The sequence below is a fragment of the Agrobacterium sp. 33MFTa1.1 genome, from assembly GCF_004328495.1.
Taxonomy (GTDB): Bacteria; Pseudomonadota; Alphaproteobacteria; order Rhizobiales; family Rhizobiaceae; genus Agrobacterium; species Agrobacterium pusense.
On sequence record NZ_CP036358.1, the window covers coordinates 1,298,760 to 1,318,906 of the forward strand.

General features: G+C 60.0%; 17 protein-coding genes. 2 read left to right on the plus strand and 15 right to left on the minus strand.

All coding sequences use genetic code 11. From position 1 onward, the window contains the following. Nucleotides 1-58: 58 nt before the first annotated feature. The 10 genes from serS to EYD00_RS06610 all read right to left on the minus strand — a co-directional run bounded on the left by serS (nt 59) and on the right by EYD00_RS06610 (nt 12,431). A complete protein-coding gene (serS, locus tag EYD00_RS06565; protein WP_004442134.1) occupies nt 59-1,342 on the minus strand; it encodes a serine--tRNA ligase in 1,284 nt (427 codons plus the stop codon). Between the two features lie 101 nt (nt 1,343-1,443). Then, a complete protein-coding gene (gene tatC / locus EYD00_RS06570) occupies nt 1,444-2,247 on the minus strand; it encodes a twin-arginine translocase subunit TatC (RefSeq protein ID WP_022556270.1) in 804 nt (267 codons plus the stop codon). Next, nucleotides 2,244-2,990, minus strand: coding sequence for a Sec-independent protein translocase protein TatB (tatB, locus tag EYD00_RS06575; RefSeq protein ID WP_004442140.1), 747 nt, complete (start codon nt 2,988-2,990; stop codon nt 2,244-2,246). The genes tatC and tatB overlap by 4 nt, the downstream gene beginning before the upstream one ends. Before the next feature lie 56 nt (nt 2,991-3,046). Continuing rightward, nucleotides 3,047-3,253 (minus strand): twin-arginine translocase TatA/TatE family subunit, encoded by a 207-nt coding sequence (locus tag EYD00_RS06580; protein ID WP_003509722.1) that lies wholly within the window; start codon nt 3,251-3,253, stop codon nt 3,047-3,049. A 130-nt stretch (nt 3,254-3,383) separates the two neighbouring features. Continuing rightward, nucleotides 3,384-4,118 carry an SMC-Scp complex subunit ScpB gene (gene scpB / locus EYD00_RS06585; protein ID WP_004442146.1) on the minus strand — a complete coding sequence of 245 codons (735 nt, stop codon included), beginning with the start codon at nt 4,116-4,118 and terminating at the stop codon, nt 3,384-3,386. Continuing rightward, nucleotides 4,111-4,956, minus strand: a complete 846-nt coding sequence (locus EYD00_RS06590; RefSeq protein WP_034498970.1) for a segregation and condensation protein A — start codon at nt 4,954-4,956, stop codon at nt 4,111-4,113. Before EYD00_RS06590 ends, scpB begins: the two co-directional genes overlap by 8 nt. A 55-nt stretch (nt 4,957-5,011) precedes the next feature. Beyond that, complete coding sequence (gene nagZ / locus EYD00_RS06595; RefSeq protein ID WP_022556274.1) at nt 5,012-6,028, minus strand: beta-N-acetylhexosaminidase; 1,017 nt, start codon at nt 6,026-6,028, stop codon at nt 5,012-5,014. Between the two features lie 242 nt (nt 6,029-6,270). Further along, nucleotides 6,271-9,315, minus strand: coding sequence for an SPOR domain-containing protein (locus EYD00_RS06600; protein WP_004442154.1), 3,045 nt, complete (start codon nt 9,313-9,315; stop codon nt 6,271-6,273). 66 nt (nt 9,316-9,381) lie between these two features. Next, complete coding sequence (gene argS / locus EYD00_RS06605; RefSeq protein ID WP_004442158.1) at nt 9,382-11,139, minus strand: arginine--tRNA ligase; 1,758 nt, start codon at nt 11,137-11,139, stop codon at nt 9,382-9,384. Between the two features lie 74 nt (nt 11,140-11,213). Next, nucleotides 11,214-12,431, minus strand: coding sequence for a deoxyguanosinetriphosphate triphosphohydrolase (locus tag EYD00_RS06610; protein ID WP_004442160.1), 1,218 nt, complete (start codon nt 12,429-12,431; stop codon nt 11,214-11,216). Nucleotides 12,432-12,646: 215 nt separating this feature from the next. Between EYD00_RS06610 and erpA the strand changes: the two genes are divergently transcribed. Beyond that, a complete protein-coding gene (gene erpA, locus EYD00_RS06615; protein ID WP_004442162.1) occupies nt 12,647-12,979 on the plus strand; it encodes an iron-sulfur cluster insertion protein ErpA in 333 nt (110 codons plus the stop codon). 277 nt (nt 12,980-13,256) lie between these two features. Continuing rightward, nucleotides 13,257-14,054, plus strand: a complete 798-nt coding sequence (gene xth / locus EYD00_RS06620) for an exodeoxyribonuclease III (RefSeq protein ID WP_004442163.1) — start codon at nt 13,257-13,259, stop codon at nt 14,052-14,054. A gap of 35 nt (nt 14,055-14,089) precedes the next feature. Here xth and exoR read toward each other — a convergent pair whose 3' ends face one another. The 5 genes from exoR to EYD00_RS06645 form a co-directional block, all read right to left on the minus strand. Next, nucleotides 14,090-14,884, minus strand: a complete 795-nt coding sequence (gene exoR / locus EYD00_RS06625; protein WP_004442165.1) for an exopolysaccharide production regulator ExoR — start codon at nt 14,882-14,884, stop codon at nt 14,090-14,092. Nucleotide 14,885: 1 nt separating this feature from the next. Next, nucleotides 14,886-15,179, minus strand: coding sequence for a hypothetical protein (locus EYD00_RS06630; RefSeq protein ID WP_244467030.1), 294 nt, complete (start codon nt 15,177-15,179; stop codon nt 14,886-14,888). A 268-nt stretch (nt 15,180-15,447) separates the two neighbouring features. Beyond that, nucleotides 15,448-16,737: an outer membrane protein transport protein gene (locus EYD00_RS06635; protein WP_004442167.1), complete on the minus strand. Its 1,290-nt coding sequence runs from the start codon at nt 16,735-16,737 to the stop codon at nt 15,448-15,450. A gap of 145 nt (nt 16,738-16,882) precedes the next feature. Then, the gene (locus EYD00_RS25880) at nt 16,883-17,176 is read right to left on the minus strand and encodes a hypothetical protein (protein WP_131258793.1); all 294 of its coding nucleotides are present in this window, start codon (nt 17,174-17,176) and stop codon (nt 16,883-16,885) included. Nucleotide 17,177: 1 nt separating this feature from the next. Beyond that, nucleotides 17,178-20,021, minus strand: a complete 2,844-nt coding sequence (locus EYD00_RS06645) for a valine--tRNA ligase (protein ID WP_004442169.1) — start codon at nt 20,019-20,021, stop codon at nt 17,178-17,180. Nucleotides 20,022-20,147: the final 126 nt, after the last annotated feature.

The following is a 20,147-nucleotide window of genomic DNA, read 5'->3' on the forward strand; positions in this document are numbered from 1 at the left end:
CCAACGACTTGGGCTGGATGGATGCCGGATCAAGTCCGGCATGTCGGCATCTTTGAAATCAAGCCGCCTTTTCGATCCGCGTCAGACCGCCCATATAGGGCAGCAGCACATCAGGAATTGTGACAGAGCCATCGTCGTTCAGGTAATTTTCGAGAACGGCGATCAGGCAGCGGCCGACAGCCGTGCCGGAACCGTTCAGCGTATGCACGAACTTCGTCGCCTTGTCGTCCTTGCCGCGATAGCGCGCATTCATGCGGCGCGCCTGGAAATCGCCGCAGACCGAGCAGGACGAGATTTCGCGATAGGTATTCTGACCGGGCAGCCACACTTCCAGATCGTAGGTCTTGCGCGCGCCAAAGCCCATGTCACCGGTGCAGAGCGTCATGGTGCGGAAATGCAGGCCCAGCCGCTTCAGCACTTCCTCGGCGCAGGCCGTCATGCGCTCATGCTCGGCGACAGCGCTTTCCGCGTCGGTGATGGAGACGAGCTCGCACTTCCAGAACTGGTGCTGGCGCAGCATGCCGCGCGTGTCACGGCCTGCCGAACCCGCTTCCGAGCGGAAGGACGGTGTGAGTGCGGTGAAACGCAGGGGCAGCTTTTCCTGCTCGAGGATTTCGCCGGCCACGAGGTTGGTCAGGGTCACCTCCGCCGTCGGGATCAACCAGCGGCCATCGGTGGTCTTGAACAGGTCCTCGGAGAATTTCGGCAATTGCCCCGTGCCGAACATCGCCTCGTCGCGCACCATCAGCGGCGAGGAAACTTCGGTATAGCCATGTTCCGAGGTGTGCAGGTCGATCATGAACTGGCCGAGCGCCCGCTCCAGCCGCGCGAGCTGGCTGGTGAGAACGGTGAAACGCGAACCCGAAAGTTTGGCGGCCCGCTCGAAATCCATATAACCAAGCGCTTCGCCGATTTCGAAATGTTCCCTGGCCTCGTGGTTCCAGCCGGGCTTCTGGCCGACGACGCGGGTCACCACATTGTCATGCTCGTCCTTGCCATCGGGCACATCGTCGAAGGGCATGTTCGGCAGGCGCGACAGGGCGTCGTTCAACTCGGCGGTGACCTGGCGGTCCTCCTCCTCGGCACGCGGCATCTTGTCCTTGAGGTCGGCGACCTCGGCTTTGAGTTTTTCGGCAAGCTCCATGTTCTTCTGCGCCATGGCGGCGCCGATTTCCTTGGAGGCGGCATTGCGGCGGGACTGCATGTCCTGCAGGGACTGGATGACGGAACGGCGCTTTTCATCGAGCGCGATCAGACCTGCGGCCGCAGGCTCCGCGCCACGGCGTGCGAGCGCCGCGTCAAAAGCTTCGGGGTTTTCACGTATCCATTTAATGTCGTGCATCGTCGTTCCAGACCGTTGTTGCATCACCGATGTTTTACAGCAAAACGCCGGGCAGAAGCCCGGCGCGAGGAGATGTCTTGAGCGGCGAGACCTTCGAAAACTCAGGTCTCCTCCAGCTCCGTGCTTGCGGATTCCGCAGCGCGCTTCCTCTCCACGAGTCGAGCCATGTAGATGGAAATCTCGTAGAGAATGATCGCAGGCAGTGCAAGACCGATCTGGGACATCGGGTCCGGCGGGGTCAGCACGGCCGCGACCACAAAGGCCATGACAATCGCGAACTTGCGCTTCTCACGCAGCCAGTCGCTGGTCAGAAGGCCCACGCGCGCCAGAAGCGTCGTGACCACGGGCAGCTGGAACACCAGACCGAAGGACAGCACCAGCGTCATGATGAGGCTCAGATATTCCGACACCTTCGGCATCAGCGAAATCGCGACCTCGCCATCTTCCGGCAATTGCTGCATGGCGAGGAAGAACCACATGACCATGGGCGTGAAGAAGAAATAGACGAGCGCCGCTCCGATGAGGAACAGGATCGGCGATGCGACGAGGAAGGGCAGGAAAGCGGCGCGCTCGTTCTTGTAGAGGCCGGGTGCCACGAATTTATAAAGCTGCGAGGCGATCACCGGAAAGGAGATGACCATCGCGCCGAACATGGCGACCTTGATCTGCGTGAAGAAGAATTCCTGCGGCGCGGTATAGATCAGCGACGACTTCGTCACATCAAGGCCGGCCCAGAGAACCGCCCACTTATAGGGAATGACAAGCAGGTTGAAGAGATGCTTGGCAACGGCAAAACAGGCGATGAAGGCAACGAAGAACGCACCCAGCGACCAAATCAGCCGTGTGCGCAGTTCCATCAGATGTTCGATAAGCGGCTGCGGCTTGTCCTCGATGTCCCCGCTCATGCTTCATCCTTTTTGGGCTTTGCAGCCTTTGTTCTCGCCGGCTTCACCGGCTTGGCATCGGCGGCCACGACAGGCTTTTCAGCCACGACTTTCCTGGCGGCCGCTTTTCTCGCGACGGCTTTTACGGTCGGCTTTGCTGCTGAAGTCTCCGTGGAATTGACAGCAACGGGTTCGGACGCCGCGACCGCTTTGGCGCGGCTGGCGCGTTTCGGCTTGGCGGCAACCGCTTCCGCCTCGACGGTCGCAATCGATTTAGCCCGGGCACGCTTCGGCTTTTCCGCCGGTACGACCGGTGCCGCTACGGGGGCGCTGGCAGTCACGGGCGGGGTATCCGGCAGCTTCATCTCAGGCTCGGGAATGCTGACGAGCGGTGCAACCGGCTCACTGGTCGCCGGTGCTGCGGTCGACGTAGCAGGCGAGGATGACAGGCCCTCAGGCGGCGTGGTCGCCTTCTGAAGATCGGACTTGATCTCGTTGCCGAGCTGGCGAAGCGGGTTCATCGCATCACGCAGCGAGTTGGTCGGGTTGAGATTGCGGACATCCGATATGGTTTGGCGCACATCGTCCATGTCGGCCTCTTTGAGGGCCTCATCGAACTGGGTACGGAAATCCCCCGCCATCTTGCGAAGGCCAGCCATGGTCTTGCCAAAGGCGCGGATCATGGGCGGCAAGTCTTTCGGCCCGACAACCACGATCAGTACGACCGCAATCACCAGCAGCTCGCTCCAGCCGATATCAAACATCAATATGCTCCCGAGACCCTAACGCGCGTCAGTCTCAAACCAAACGGCAGGGCCGCTTACTTGATCTCGTCAGCCTTGTGGTCGACGGTCTTCGTGTTGGCATCGGCCGGCGGCGGCGTCTGGTCTTCGTCAGCCATGCCCTTCTTGAAGCTCTTGATGCCCTTGGCGACATCGCCCATCAATTCCGGGATCTTGCCGCGTCCGAAAAGGACGAGAACAATCACCAGCACGATGAGCCAATGCCACACACTAAAAGAACCCATAACTGAAACTCCTGAATTTCGCTTTCAGACGATGTAAGACGTTTGAAAGGCTTTTTCAAACAACAAATTGCCGCTTCAACAGGGTGTGAGCATAAAGTTTTTGCGTCGTGTCGCCCGCGCGATAACGATCTCAATCGTCGCCGTCGCCACCACCAGGCGCAAGCAGGCCCAGCTCTTCCAGATCAAGTTGCGTGATCGGGTCTTCATCCTCACGCAATTCGTCGCTCATCATCGGCAGGGGCACGCCGAAATTGGAAGGTATGCGGCCGGAAAGCAGCCCTGCTCCCTTCAGCTCCTCGAGCCCCGGCAGGTCGCGCAACTCCTCGAGGCCGAAATGGTCGAGAAACTCAACCGTGGTACCGATCGTCACCGGCCTGCCGGGTGTGCGCCTGCGGCCACGGAACCGGACCCAGCCCGCCTCCATCAAGACGTCAAGCGTGCCGCGTGAGGTCTGAACACCGCGGATTTCCTCGATTTCAGCGCGTGTCACCGGCTGATGATATGCGATAATCGCCAGGACTTCCAGCGCCGCGCGAGAGAGCTTCTTAGGTTCCTTTTCCTCGGCGCGGATGACGAAGGAAAGATCGCCGGCAGTGCGGAAGGCCCATTGCCCGCCCACCTGCACGAGATTGACGCCCCGGCCCGCATAGGCGGCTTTCAGATGCTGAAGAACGGCGTCGACATCCATGCCGCGCGGCAGGCGCTCCGCAATGAAACCCGGAGAGACCGGCTCGGCCGAGGCGAAAACCAAAGCCTCGGCGATCCGCTCGGCCTCTTTCAACTGGCGCTCGGAAAATACCGTGGGTTCTAGTCCCACCCCATCCGTCGCGATCGTCGCCTCGGCCGTCTCATCATTATCAGTCATTGTCAGTCCTCTCGGCGACCGCCGCACGATCATCCCTCGTGCCACGGCGCATATAGATGGGCTGGAAAGCGCCCTCCTGCCGGATTTGCAGCGTACCCTCGCGCACAAGTTCCAGTGACGCGGCAAAGGCGCTGGCGATCGCCGTCACCCGCATCGCGGGATCGGGGACATATTGCAGCAGATATTGATCGAGCGCGGTCCATTCTCCGACATCGCCGAGGAGACCGGTTAAAAGCTCCCGCGCCTCGACCAGCGACCAGACCTGCCGTTTTTCAATCGTGACCTGGGTGATCGCCTGTCTCTGCCGCAGATTGGCGTAGGCGCTGAGCAGGTCATAAAGGCTCGCCTCGTAGGCAGAGCGGTTGATGTGCGGAATATGCTCCGGCGCACCACGGGCAAACACATCGCGGCCGAGCTGGGCGCGGTTGACGAGGCGTTCCGCCGCCTCGCGCATCGCTTCCAGCCGCTTCAGCCGGAAGGCAAGGGTTGCGGCCATTTCCTCACCCGAGGGGCCGTCATCCTTGGATTGCTGCGGAATGAGAAGCTTGGACTTGAGGAAGGCGAGCCACGCCGCCATGACCAGATAATCGGCCGCCAACTCGATGCGCACGCGCCGCGCGCTTTCAACGAATTGCAGATATTGCTCGGCAAGCGCCAGCACTGAAATGCGCGACAGGTCCACCTTCTGCGTGCGGGCAAGATGCAGCAGGAGATCAAGCGGGCCTTCGAAACCCGCGACATCGATGACCAGTCCGGCCTCGCCCGTCAGCCGCTCCGGCGTCACATCCTGCCAGAGCTTGTCCATCGGTGTCGAATTGCGAGATTTGTCTGCGGCCATCGTTCCATCCGCCGGAGCTTCCGGCCTTGATCCCGAGTGAGCGGCCGCCCGACTGTCAGGAAACGGCCCACATGGCGTTGAATTCGGCTCTCAGTTCCGCTTCGTCGGATGGGTCCGCAGTCGGGAAACCCGCTTCAACTGCCCGCACCCGCTCCAGCGACCGGCCGGAAAGAACGGGAACCTCTTTCACAACCTCGAGCATTTCACCCATCACGCCGTTGCAATGCAAGACTATATCGCAGCCGCCAGCAACAATATTCGCAGCTCTTTCACCCAGCGTGCCCTTCAACGCGTTCATCGAACTGTCGTCGGACATCAGCAGGCCGTCAAATCCGATCCGCCCGCGAATAATCTCCTCGATCACCTTCGGTGATGTCGTCGCCGGCCGTTCGCGGTCGACGGCGTTGAACACCAGATGCGCGCTCATCGCCATCAATTCGCGGTTCAGTGCCCGGAAGGGCACGAAGTCATGCGCATCCAGCTCATCGAGCGGCACGTCGACCACCGGCAGTTCATGATGCGAATCCACCATGCCGCGACCATGACCCGGCATATGTTTCATGACAGGCAGCATGCCACCCGCCTTCAGCCCGTCGGCCGCCGCCTGCCCCATCTCGGCCACCATGGTCGGCGTATAGCCATAGGCACGGTTGCCGATGACATTGCTGGCGCCTTCCACCGGCACGTCGAGCACCGGCAGGCAATCGACATTGATGCCGAATTTCATCAGGTCAAACGCGTGCAGTCGCGACATCAGCCAGGCGGCACGCAGACCGGCACCCCGGTCGCGCTCATAGATTTCACCGAGAATGCGGGCATTCGGATAAGCCTGCAGGATCGGCGGCTTGATACGCTGAACCCGTCCGCCCTCCTGATCGATCAGCACCGGCGCATCTGCCCGCCCGACGGCATCGCGCATGGCGGCGACGAGATCGGTGATCTGCTGCGGCTCGCCAATATTGCGCCCGAACAGGATGAAACCCCAGGGCTGCTCATCGCGGTAAAGGGCAATCTCGTCGGCAGTCAGCGAAAGCCCGCTGCATCCGAGGATCATAGCTTTGCAATCGGTCATGGTGTCACGCCTGTCTGAGAACAAAAGGGATAAGGGAAGAATGACCTTTAGCCACCGAGACTGCGGAGAGGTCCGGTTAATTTCTCCGCGTCATCCTCGGGCTTGACCCGAGGATCCATTCCGGCGGCCGTGGATCCTCGGGTCAAGCCCGAGGATGACGTAGAGTTTGCCGGAAGGCCCGAATATGCCAAGGGCTGCCCCACTCGGCAGCCCTGATCGTTACGAAGCCATATTGCCCGCTATCACCGCGCCACCAGGCAGCTGCCACCGGCCGAACGGAATTTTTCGCACAGCGCCACGGCTTCGTTCTTGTCACCGGCCGGGATACGGACGCGGTAGAAGGTGCCCTTGCCGGCGATTTCGGCAGCCTTTATGTCGACGCCGCGTCCACCGATGACCGAGCCGAACTTGGCCGACATGTTCTGGTAGGACTTCTGCGCTTCCGCCTGGCTCGGCAGCGACGCGATCTGGATATAGTAGCCACCGGCGGACGGCGTGCTGGTCGCAGCCGGTGTAGCAGCTGCGGTCTGCTGCTGCGCGGCCTGCGGCTGAGCAGGCGCAGTCGTCGTCGGACGAACATTGCCCTGATTGGTCACCGTCGCCACGACGTTTGCGGGCTGCGAGGACGGACGTGTTGCCGGAAGCGGCGCGGCGGACTGCGCAGCCGGCTTGGTGGCGGCAGGCGTGTTGGCCTGCGGCTGAGCCTGTTCCGGCGCGACCGGAACCCGCGATGCGGCGATGACGGCGGGAGCGCCCTCACCCGGCTTGGCGGTCTGCGGCGCAGCAAGTTCCTCGACCTTGTCAGCCTTCGGCGGCTGGGCTGCCGGCACCTCGACTTCCTGTGCGACAAGCGTGCCGTCAGGCTTGACGATCATGGTGCGGACCTTGCGCGGGGAAACGCCGGTCGCGGCCGAACCTTCGTTCTGTGCGGCCTTTTCTTCCGGCGAAAGCAGGCGCGGATCCTCGGTCTCGCCAACCGGCGTGCCAGCGGCTTCCATATCGGCGTCGTTTTCGCCTTCCAGCGGCAATTGTTCAGGAATCAGAGTCCGCTGAACCACGTCCACGGGCTGTTCGTTGCTGGAAATCAGCGCCGGCTGCTTCGGATCGGCAGCGCTGCCGCCGGCAACGCGATCATAAACCGCCTTGTCCTGATTGGGCACGACACGACCGCCCGGATTTTCCGGCACGACCTTCATCGGGTCGTTATCGGCGGAGATGATGACCGGCGCGCCGTTGGAACCGGTGCTCGACGAACCGCCGGAGACCAGCGCGTAAACACCGCCGCCGATCAGCACCAAGCCGATGGCAGCCGCAACCGGCATGATCCAGCGGCGACCGCCGCGTTCATCCTCGTCACGATAAGCAGCCTGATTGTCGACGTACGTATTTTCGGGCTCGCGAGGCGCATTGCCACGGGAAGCGGCAGCCTCCTGCATGGAGCGGCGGAAATCCTCTTCCAGCGCCCGTTCGAACTCGTCGGCCTCTTCCGGAGCCTGAACAGGACGAGCCTGGGCAGCTCCGCGGTTTTCCGCGTGCTTGTGGCGGTCGAGACCACCGGCAACAGCAGGAGCGAACAGCGTCGCAAGCTCGGTGTCGATGTCGAGGTCTTCCTCATGGCGGCGGGGAGCCGGCTTCGGCTCAAAAACGCCAACCGGCAGTTCCGGTACATCCATCTCGACGATGGTTTCCGGATGCTCTTCCGTCTCACCGATCTGCGAGGGATCGAAAGGCAGGCTTTCCAGCGTCTGTGGCGCGACAGGCTGGGGAGCGGCCGGGCGCGGCTGAACCGGAGCGGCAGCAACGGGTGCGGCGGCAACGGCAGCAACAGGTGCGGCAACGGGCGCAGGCCGGGGCTGCGGTGCGGGCTGCACCTTCACCGGCTGCGGTGCGGGTGCCTGAACGGCCACCGGCGCGGCCGGCTGCTGGCGAACCGGCTGCGGTGCAGGCGCTGGCGCGACCTCCGCTTCAGCGATGTCGGACAGATCCAGATCGAGATCGAGATCGTCAAGCGCAAGCTCGAAATCATCATCATTGAAGCCGGCGAAATCAAGCTCCTCGGCGGGTGCTGCGGGCGCTGCATCGGCAACCGGCGCTGCCTTGACCGGAGCGGCAGTAACCACGGGCGGTTCAACCTTGGCAGCCTGCGCTGCGGGGACCGCCTGCACGAGCGGCGCTTCACCGCGACCGGGAATGGAATATTTCGCGACGTCGTAAATCAACTCGTCCATCGGCGAGAGATGTTTCGCCGCCGGCTTCTCGGCAGCCTCAACCGTCAGAGGCTCTGCGGCAGGCGTAAAGACCTCGGCGACCGAAGGCGTGAAGGATGGCGCGGTCTCTTCCGCCTGGACGACGGCAGGCACGGGAGCGACTTCGACCTGAGGCTCTACCCGGGCCGCGGCAGGCTGCCGTTCGGAGCGCGGCTCAACCCGCTTCGGGTCGGCAGCCGAAACATCGCGGCGGGCTCCGAAATTGGCAAGCGGCAACCGCAGGCTCGAAAATTCCAGCGAAGACCGGCCGCCATGCGATGGCGGACGAACGGAAATCGGAGCAGGCGCCTGTTCGGCGACGGCGATTTCCACTTCATCGGCGAGATCGAGGCTCTGGGACTCCGGTGTAGCAGCATAAGCGGCGGCAGCAATATTGCTGGAGACATCTGCCGGAAGCTCCGGCATGGCGTGCCATTCCGGCTGGACGGGTTCCGCGGCCTGCGGCTCTTCCCATGCCACCTGTGAGGCAGCCTGCTCGTAGACCATCGGCTCGGCAGGACGCGCCTGGCGCGAATGCACATCGAAAACTTCAGCCACCGCGCCGGCATCATCGCGGAAATCCGCCCGGATATCCTGCGTGGGGGTTTCGACGTAATTGTGGATATAGGCCTCATTGACCTCTGGAAGCAGCTCTTCCGCTGCTTCGGGAGCGAATGTCACCTCGGGTTCCGGTTCAGCTGCCGGCGCAAGTTCGGGCTCGCGGCGAGCGAAAACGGATTCGACCCGCTGCATGAAATCGCTTGGATGGATGCCTGCACGAACATCGTTTGCCGGATCAAGAACGATCGGATCGGCATGCGGCGCATCGTAAACCTCGAATTCCCGAAGCAGCTCGTCCTCGAGATTAAATTCGGGTTCGCGGCGGGCAACCGGTGAGGCAGCGCGTGGCGCAGCTTCGGAACCCGCATGCGAAGGACGATCTTCGAAGCCGACGATACGCGCCAGTTCTGCCAGAGGATCGTTGTCAGCGAAGCCTTCGGACCGGGCGTCCCGGTTATACGCGACATTTTTTTCGACCATTACGTGTTCCACCATCTACGCATTGCAGCTCTTGCCAGCGTATTGTGAGCAAATAATGGTGAGATGTTATCGCATTTCGTCAGGTGCGTCCGCTCCTAAAAGCGTCAGTCCAGACCTCAGAACATTCGCGACAGCATTCACCAGCCCAAGTCTGGCAATGCTCAATTCTCGGTTTTTATCGTTAATAAAACGTAATTCCTGATGGTCTTTACCCTTGTTCCAGTGTCCATGGAAGGAACTGGCGAGATCATAGAGGTAAAAAGCAAGCCGGTGCGGCTCATGCGAAAGGGCCGCGGATTCGATCAGGCGCGGATATTCCGCGAGTTTTGCAACCAGCTGCAACTCATTGATATCGCTGATCAAAGATACAGATGCCGCCATCTCCTCGGCCGAAGGAGAAAGCCCCGGAAACGCTTCCTGCGCCTGCCGGAAGATCGACATTGAGCGGGCATGCGCATATTGCACGTAAAAGACCGGATTATCCTTCGATTGTTCGGTCACTTTTGCAAAATCGAAGTCCAGCGGCTCGGAATTCTTCCGATAAAGCATCATGAATCGCACCGGATCGCGACCCACTTCGTCGACAACGTCGCGCAGGGTCACGAAGTCGCCGGAGCGCTTCGACATCTTCACCGGCTCACCGTCGCGGAACAGCTTGACGAGCTGGCACAGAAGAACCGTCAGCTTCGACTTGCCCTCGGAGACGGCGCGCGCGACGGCTTCAAGACGCTTGACGTAACCGCCATGGTCGGCGCCGAGCACATAGATCATCTCGGAAAAACCACGGTCGAACTTGTTCTTGAAATAGGCGACGTCGGCGGCGAAATAGGTGTAGGAACCGTCCGACTTCATCAGCGCGCGGTCCATATCATCGCCCACTTCGGTGGAGCGGAACAGCGTCTGTTCGCGGTCTTCCCAGTCATCAGGCAATTCGCCCTTCGGCGGCGGCAGCGTGCCCTTGTAGACATGGCCCTTGAAGGTGAGGTCGTTGATGGCCGACAGGATCGGCCCGCCATTGCCCTCATGCAGCGTGCGCTCCGAAAAGAACACGTCGTGCCGGACGTTGAGAAGCGCCAAATCCTCGCGGATCATCGCCATCATCGCGTCGATCGCCTTGTCCTTGACGATAGGCATCCACTTTTCTTCAGGCATGGCGCGCAGCTTGATGCCATATTCATCGGCCAGCGCCTGGCCGACGGGAACGAGGTAATCACCGGGATAGAGACCGGACGGGATGGTGCCGATATCTTCGCCGAGCGCCTCGCGATACCGCAGGAACACCGAACGGGCCAGCACATCGATCTGCGAGCCGGCATCGTTGATGTAATATTCTTTGGTCACGCCGTAACCAGCAAATGCGAGCAGGTTCGCCAACGTGTCGCCGACAACGGCGCCACGGCAATGGCCGACATGCATCGGGCCGGTCGGGTTGGCCGAGACATATTCGACGTTGATCTTCTGGCCCGCACCGATGGTGGAGCGGCCGAAATCGATACCCTGGTTGATCATATCTGCCAGCAGACGCTGCCAGTAACCAACCGACACCTTGAGATTGATAAAGCCAGGACCCGCGACATTGACGCTATCGACATCGCCATCCGCCTGAAGCGCCGGCACAATGAGTTCGGCCAGGGCGCGCGGATTGGTGCCGAGCGGTTTCGCCAGCACCATGGCGGCATTGGTTGCGACATCGCCGTGGCTGAGATCACGCGGGGATTCGACGGTAATTCGACTGAAATCGACCTTTTCGCGGTTCTCTTTCACGAGGTCGAGGGTCTCGAGCGCGTTTTTGATCCTGGTATCGAAATCGGCAAAAATGTTCATCGTTCCAACCTGCGCGAAGGGCTTCTGTTCATGTCCGGTATTTTAGCCGGTCGGCTTCGCGATCGCCCGCTGCCCTATCTCAAATCGGGGGTGTGGTCAAACAGCCGCTGGTGGGCGCGCAGTGCATAACTATCGGTCATGCCGGCCAGATAGTCGCCCACATGCCGGGCTTTTGCGGCCACGCTCATGCCGGAAATGCTGTCTACCCAGTAGTGGCTCTGCATTTCCGCCGGCGTTTCCATATATCGGTGGAAAAGATCGGTGACGATCTGCGTCGCGCCGGCGCGGATGCGCATGATGTCCGGGTGCCGATAGATATGGGCAAACAGCAGCTTCTTGATCTGCCTGTCAGTCTCGGCCATCTCGGGCGAAAAGGTGGCGACGGTAAAATCGGCGGCCCTGATGTCGGCGGCCCGCTGCGGCTTCAGCCGGGCAAGATTTTGCTGCGCCACGCCGATCACATCCTCAACCATGTGCGTGATCTGGCGGCGCATGATCTCATTGGCGAAACGTTCCTTGTCGAGCACGGGATATTTCGCCCGCACCTGCGCCATGAGGCCGCTGAGGAATGGTACCTCCTCCAGCATCTCGAAGGTGAGATAACCGGCGCGCAGACCGTCATCGATATCGTGGGTATTGTAGGCGATGTCATCGGCAATCGCCGCCACCTGCGCCTCAAGGCTGGCATAGCTGCCGATCTCGAGATCCTGCAACTCGCAATATTCGAGGATGGGCAGCGGAACCGGCCCCTTGATCCCCTCACCCTTCGCGTTCACCAGCGGGCCATTATGCTTGACGAGACCTTCCAGCGTTTCCCAGGTCAGGTTGATGCCGTCATATTCGGCGTAGCGGCGCTCCAGCTTGGTGACGATACGCAGGGACTGTGCATTGTGGTCAAACCCGCCATAGGGCAACAGCACCGCATCGAGCGCGTCTTCGCCGGTATGGCCGAAAGGCGTGTGGCCGAAATCATGCACCAGCGCCACGCCTTCAGCCAGATCCTCGTCCAGCTTCAGCGCGCGGGCGAGCGCCCGGGCGATCTGCGCGACCTCGATGGTGTGGGTAAGCCGCGTGCGGTAATGGTCTCCGTCGGGGCTGATGAAGACCTGCGTCTTGTGCTTCAGGCGACGAAAGGCTGTCGTGTGGACGATGCGGTCCCGGTCACGCTGGAATTCGGAACGCGTCAGGCTTCCTTCTTCCGGAAACAGACGCCCGCGCGTCGTCCATGGATCCGAGGCGAAAACCGCCCTCTCCCCACTTCCGAAACCCAATGCGCGCTGGTCTATGATCATGCATCCACCTGTTGACTTCTTATGGCCGCGACTTCCTTTTGGTCTCGGCCATTGACCTTTTCATTCACCCTTCATACCTATCGCAGAGGTCAGCGCAAAGCATCATCGCCGCGCAGACGCCCTCACACAGGCTATAGACCGTTAATTTGACCGGTTTATAATAGTGACAACGAGATTATTGCTCTCCGGTTCTTGACCCCGGCAGGAGGAACGACATGGAAAATAGCGACATTACCCTTTCGGAAGCAGCGGCAAAGCGAATCGCCCAGATCGTCGCCGCCGACGCCGGCAAACGGGCGCTGCGCGTCTCCGTCGAAGGCGGCGGCTGCTCGGGCTTCTCTTACAAGTTCGATCTGGCCGAAGACCCCGCCGATGACGACATCGTGATTGCGCGCGGTGATGCCAAGGTGCTGATCGACAGCCTTTCGGTCGTCTATATGGCGGGCTCTGAAATCGACTTCGTCGATAATCTGCTCGGCCAGTCCTTCCAGATCAAGAACCCCAATGCCGTGGCTAGCTGCGGTTGCGGCACCAGCTTCTCGATCTGAGTGAAACGGTCCGCGGCCCTGCCTCAATGCTCTCAGCTTTGAGGTGATCCGCGTCCCTCTCCTGCCTCATCCCTGTCTCCCCGCCGCGCAGACGCGCGTCGGCTGGATTCCTGTAACAAGCACAGGAATGAGGTGGTAGAGACATGACGCTGACTTCGCAGCCCAGTTCACTCTACCAACCTCCCCTCTATCCACCACATCCTCGCCACCACCTTCCAAAAACGGTGGCAATCGCTTTTGCATCGGGTAAAAGTACCCTCACAAAAGGGAAACTCCGATGAAGATTGCCACCTGGAACATCAACGGCGTCAAGGCGCGCATCGAAAACCTCTGCCAGTGGCTGAAGGATTCTTCGCCTGATATCGTCTGCCTTCAGGAGATCAAGTCGGTCGATGAGGGGTTTCCGCGGCTGGAGATTGAGGCGCTTGGTTATCACGTCGAGACCCACGGCCAGAAGGGCTTCAACGGCGTTGCCCTGCTCTCCAAGGTGAAGCCCGATGAGGTCAATCGTGGCCTGCCGGGTGATGATGCCGACGAGCAGGCGCGTTTCATCGAAGGCGTGTTTTCCGTCGACGGTGGCGCCATCCGCGTCTGCTCGCTTTACCTGCCGAACGGCAATCCGCCTGACGATCCGGTCAAATATCCCTACAAGCTCGCCTGGATGGAGCGGCTGCGGCGCTTTGCCGAAGATCGCCTCGCGTTCGAGGAGCCGCTGATCCTCGCGGGGGACTACAACGTCATTCCGGAACCGTTCGATTGTCACGACCCCCGCGTGTGGGAAGGTGACGCGCTGTTTCTGCCGAAGACCCGCGCAGCCTTCCGCAAGCTGGAGAACCTTGGCTTTACCGATGCCGCACGCGCGACGACGGATGAAGCAGGACTATATTCCTTCTGGGATTATCAGGCCGGCGCATGGCCGAAAAATAACGGCATCCGCATCGACCATCTGATGCTGTCAGCCGAAGCAGCCGACAGGCTGGAATCGGTCAGCATCGAAAAACATGTGCGTGCGTGGGAAAAACCATCCGACCACGTGCCGGTCTGCGGTTACTTCGATTTCAGCCCCGCTGGCTGACAGGCCATCTTTACCGAGCTCTGGCGCGGCAATTTTCAATCCGGATCGTCAATCCGCATGGTCTGCGCCATTGCGATTGCCGCACGGCGATCGTTCTCACCCGCCAGCGAAAAGGCCTGCTCCTGCAGGTTCTGAATCCAGGTACAGTCCGCCGCCGTGCATTTATCCAGCGCCGCCGTCATGAAGGCGAGGCCCTGCGTCGTCTGGCCCTCCTGGAAGATCAGGTTGCCGAAAATCGACATGGCGCCGGCATGGCCGTGTTTGCGGGCCTGGTTGAGCCATTTTTTTGCCTGCTGCACATCCGCGCGGCCACCCTCGCCGGCAAGAATCATCTCTGCCAGACGGAACTGGGCCTCAGCCACACCGAAGGTGGAAGCAACCTGGAAATAAAGCTGCCGGGCCTGTGAAAGGTCCATTTTGACGGGGCTTCCGGGAATGCCGTGGCGGTAATAATCAGCGAGAGACAGCAGCGCATTGACGAAAAAGCCGGTATCCTCCGATCCCGGTTCGACACCCTGATTGGCGATTTCGCTGTAGATCTTGAAAGCTTCGAAGTCGTTCTTGGCGACGCCATCGCCATAGGCATACATGTTGGCAAGCGCCCAGCGCGAGCCTGTATGGCCCTTTTCGGCCGCGTAGCGATAGGCCTCGACAGCTTCACCCTTGTTGCCGTTCTTGTAGGCCTTGAAGCCGAACTTGAACAGGTCGAAGGGGCCGGATTCCTTGGTCACGCCCGCATTGATGTCAAAAGCCGCGGCAGGCATTGCGAGCGACGCAAGCAACATGCCCATGAGGAGCGGCTTTAAAACGTTGGCTTCACATTTCAGCATTTCAGCGAACTTCTCTCACTCTTCCCGGCATATAGCCAATACTTGCGGAATACTGCAAAGCCGAACCCCGCCGGGTCGCGATTTTTTGAACACACTGCGTCTTTCCGGCAGCACTTTCCAGCGCACCACCGGTGGTCTCCTGCGGCAATTGCCCAAATTTTCCAGTTAGACAGATATAGGCATAATTTCCGGCAATATAACGGCGTTCCGCCATCCACCGGTCAGCGCCAAACAAGAAATCCGGATGAAATTCCCGTATTACTTGCTTAAACCCTGAATCCAAACCTGTTTTCACTTTCTGCAACCCCGCGGGCCCACATCAAACGCCTGCATGTTCTTCCGATCCCGCTGCCCTAAACATAAGCCAAGCACCCTGTTTGTGGCGGGAAATGGACAGATATGCTCACATTCCAACGCGACCCCACGCTTGCAGAAAAGTGTTGCCAAATCGTCACAAAACTTTCGGGCCAGAAAATTTTATCGAGAAGGAATCATAGTCGGACATGAAAAAAGGCCCGGTTGGTAAACCGGACCTTTATTTTAGCATCAGCGAAAGGATGGGATCAGAACTTGACCTTCACACCCGTCGAGATGGCTGCCACGAGGTCGTTGCCGAAATCGTAGCCTGCCTCGTTGCCGCAGGTGAAGCCAGCGCCGCAGGGTCCGCCATTGATGGAGGAGCTGCCCGAGGTCAGGAGGCCGAGAGCACCGGCAATCTTGAACTCGATGTTCTTGTTGGGCGAATAGACAATCTGGGTGCCGAGCGTCCACGTATCTGTCTGGGTGCCGATGACCGTGGACGTACCGCGATCCCAGGTCAGGCTGACGGCTCCGCTCCACTGTTCGTTGAACTTGTGACCAACGCCGCCGGAGATCGTCCAGCCGTCGCGATAGAACAGGTCAAGCGTGTTCAGCGTGTCTGCGCCACTTGGGACGCAGGGAGATGTGCCGACCGCGCAGAAAGGAATGACCTGAATCTGGCTCCAGTCTGTCCACTTCACGGAACCGAAAGCAAGCCAGTCTGGCGCTATGCCGGATTGAACTTTTAGTTCGATGCTGTCTGGCATGGAAACAGAGCCATAGATCGGCACGAGCTTGCCGCCGTATTTTGCAAGCGTCGGAGATATGGACGGCGGTGTCTGTGGGATCCCTCTAACATCGGCGAAGCCGGTCAAATCGTGATCGACAGCGCTGTTATAAACTAGGCTGGCGCGGAACGCGATCTCGGGAATCTCGTAGGCCATGCCGGCGCGCCAGCCCCAGCCGTCACCTTCCATCTCAAGTTTGCCGACGCCGCTGAAGCTGGACCAGGCCGGATTGAGGCCCAGAACGGCCGGCCCGAGAACCTGACGATACTTATAGCCGCTCAATTCCTGATAGAAGCCGCCGCCGATAATCGAGAAGTCACCCTTGCCAAGATCGAACTTCACCCGGCAGGTTGTCGCGTAATTGTGCGACTTGACCTTGGTTTCGATATTGTAGCTCGATCCCTGCCAGATACCGGGATTGAGATGCGCGCCCCAGGGCTGCGAATAGTCGAACATGCAGTCGCCGAAATCGCCGATCGATGCCTTGGCCCCGATGCGGGTCGACCAGAAGTTTTCGGAATCATCTGCCGTCCTGGACCAGGATGCAGGCAAGGGGCCACTTTTCAGCGGATTGTCCCGCGCATTCTCTACCTTGCGCTGCGGTGCGACGAAGGTCGCGGAGCTGTCGAGAACGTAATCGGACGGATCGAACAACAGATCGATATTATAACCGCCGCGCTCGAGACCGCCGGCCAGTGAAGGCGTTACCGCCGCGATGCTGACTGCGAAACATACCGCGCCGCGAAAAATTGCAGTTTTTGCCATCTCTCTCCCCAATCAAGGCAATGTGATCATCAAAAGAGTGAAGCGCTTCGCGGAAAATGACAATCTGCCGCACACTGGCACAGTTCTGCGACACTTCTCCATTTTTTACGTAAGAATTTCATGTCGATCCCCTTGCATAATCATTTTAGGTTATTTTTCTAATTAAACGGAAGCGATCCGACACAAAATGAAACAATTTCCCACGCGTGACGGGAATTGTCGCCAAATAACCACACACGCGCGTTTCCCGAAGAAAGCCGCTTATCACGCCGTTTTTGTTGGCTTTTTTGACTGAATGGCGAGAAATGATCGCCCTCCAGCGAGCAACATGATTCGTCGTTGCAACGCAGCAATCGATAGACGGCGACCTGTCGCTCCATAGCAAAAACGCCCCGTTTTTAGCGGGGCGTTTTTGTTCATGCAAAGCCGCAAGCGGCATGTTACCCCGCTTCGCTTACCCGCGTGAGCGCCGTTCTCAGGCTTGTGAGCTGAATTTCAAGCTCAGCCTTGCGCTCGCGTTCGGCGGCAACGACTTCCGGATCAGCATTGGCCACGAATTTCTCGTTCGACAACTTCTTGTCGATGCGTTCCATTTCCGCGTCCACCTTGCCGATCGCCTTCTCGAGACGAGCCTTTTCAGCCGCAAGATCGACCAGATTGCCAAGCGGCAGGCAGATGGTCGCCTCACCGACGATGATCTGGGCCGATCCCTTCGGCGCGACATCGGCGGCACGGATTTCATCGGCCCGCGCCAGACGCCGGATAGCGGCGGCGTGGCGATCGAGCCGTGCTTCCGTGGAGGTATTGGCGCCAACGACCACCAGCGAGGCAGTGGCACCCGGCGGCACGTTCATCTCGGCGCGCGTCGAACGAATGCCGGACACGAGATCGATCAGCCAGTTGATTTCCGCAGCCGCGGCGTCGTCGCGGAACTCCGGCTCCGGCCAGTCGGTAAGGCAAAGCAGATCGTCGCGCTCCTTGCCCTCACCGGCCGTATGCGCCCAAAGCTCTTCCGTCATGAACGGCATGAAAGGATGCAGCAGCTTGTAGATCTCATCCAGAACATAAGCCGCGCAGGCCTGCGATTCCGACTTGGCCTTTTCATCGTCGCCGCCGAAGACCGGCTTCAGCAGTTCCAGATACCAGTCGCAGAACTGGTTCCAGACGAAACGGTAGAGAATGCCTGACGCATCGTTGAAGCGGAAGTTCTCAAGTGCCGCCGTCACATCGCGGGCCGTGTTGGCAAGCTCGGTCAGGATCCAGCGGTTGATCGTCAGCGAGGCGGTTTCCGGCAGGAAATGCGGGTCACGCTTCACGCCATTCATCTCGGCAAAGCGCGTCGCATTCCAGAGCTTCGTGCCGAAATTGCGGTAACCCGCAATACGTGCCGGATCGAGTTTCACGTCGCGACCCTGCGCCGCCATGATGGCAAGCGTGAAACGCAGCGCATCGGCACCATATTCATCGATCAGTTCCAGCGGGTCGATGACGTTGCCCTTGGATTTCGACATCTTCTGGCCGTTCTTGTCGCGAACCAGCGCATGAATATAGACCGTGCTGAACGGCTCAACCGGGTTACCGGCGTCGTCCTTCATGAAATGCAGGCCCATCTGCATCATCCGCACCACCCAGAAGGGGATGATGTCGAAGCCGGTGACAAGCACGTTTGTCGGATAATAGCGCGCCAGTTCCGGCGTCTGTTCCGGCCAGCCGAGCGTCGAAAACGGCCAGAGCGCAGAAGAGAACCAGGTGTCGAGCACATCTTCGTCGCGCGTCAGGATTTCGCCCGGAGCGAAGTTCTCAAGCTTTTCCTCGACCCAGGCCTTCCACGGGCCTTCATGGGCGATGTAATGCTGGATGGCCGCCTGCAGCGCCTCTTCCTCGGTCTTCTCGACGAACACCTGCCCGTCTGGGCCGTACCATGCCGGAATCTGGTGTCCCCACCACAATTGCCGCGAGATGCACCAGGGCTGGATGTTCTCCATCCATTGGAAATAGGTGTTTTCCCAGTTCTTCGGCACGAAATTGGTGCGGCCTTCGCGAACCGAGGCAATCGCCGGCTGCGCCAGCGTCTTGTTGTCGACCCACCACTGGTCCGTCAGGCGCGGCTCGATCGGCACGCCGCCGCGGTCGCCATGCGGCACCACATGCTTGTGCGGCTCGATCCTGTCGAGCAGGCCGGCTTCCTCAAAAATTTCGACGATGATCTTGCGGGCGGCAAAACGGTCCTGACCTTCCAGCCGGTCCCATGCGCCGTGCAGCGCCGCCGGATGGTCGAGGCCTTCGAGGAAATCCTCGTTCTCCTTGATGGAGATGGTACCATCGATATTCATGACATTGATGGCGCGCAGGCCACAGCGTTTGCCGACTTCGAAGTCATTGAAGTCATGCGCGGGCGTGATCTTGACCGCACCCGTACCGGCGGTCGGATCGGCGTAGTCATCGGCGACGATGGGAATCCTGCGACCGACGATGGGCAGGATGACGTGTTTGCCGACGATGCCCTTGTACCGCTCATCTTCCGGGTTCACGGCAATACCGGTATCGCCAAGCATGGTTTCCGGACGCGTCGTGGCGACAACGATATAATCGCGGGTCTCGAACTCGGTGGGCTTGCCCTCCTCGTCGAATGCGGTCGGGTACTGATAGGTAACGCCCTTTTCGAGCGGATAGCGCAGGTGCCAGAGATTACCCTTGACCTCGATCTGCTCGACTTCCATGTCGGAAATCGCAGTCAGCAGCTTGGGATCCCAGTTGACGAGGCGCTTGTCCTTGTAGATCAGGCCCTGCTTGTAGAGCGTGACGAAAACTTCGAGAACAGCCTCGGAGAGACCTTCATCCATGGTGAAGCGTTCGCGCGACCAGTCGCAGGACGCGCCGAGACGTTTCAGCTGGTTGAAGATCAGGCCGCCGGATTCGGCCTTCCATTCCCACACCTTCTCCACGAAGGCCTCGCGGCCCATATCACGACGGCCTGGAAGCTGCTGCTCCATCAGCTTGCGCTCGACGACCATCTGCGTGGCGATGCCGGCATGGTCCATGCCCGGCTGCCACAGCACATCCTTGCCGCGCATGCGCTCGAAGCGGACCAGAATATCCTGCAGCGTGTTGTTGAGCGCATGGCCCATGTGCAGGGACCCCGTCACATTCGGCGGCGGGATGACGATGGTGAAGGTTTCCGCGCCCGGCTTGGCGTTGGCGCCGGCACGAAAAGCGTTAGCCTCGTCCCAGGCTTTGGCGATCTTCGGTTCGACGGTGGCGGAATCGTAGGTCTTTTCGAGCATTTCCTGACCTGAATTTTAGAGTTCTTGTGTGGATTTTTTAAATAAGGATGGACAGTCGAGAGTCAACAGAAACCGACCCTCAGGACGCTCCGTGAGCGACCCGATGGCCGACTATGCCCCGATAAC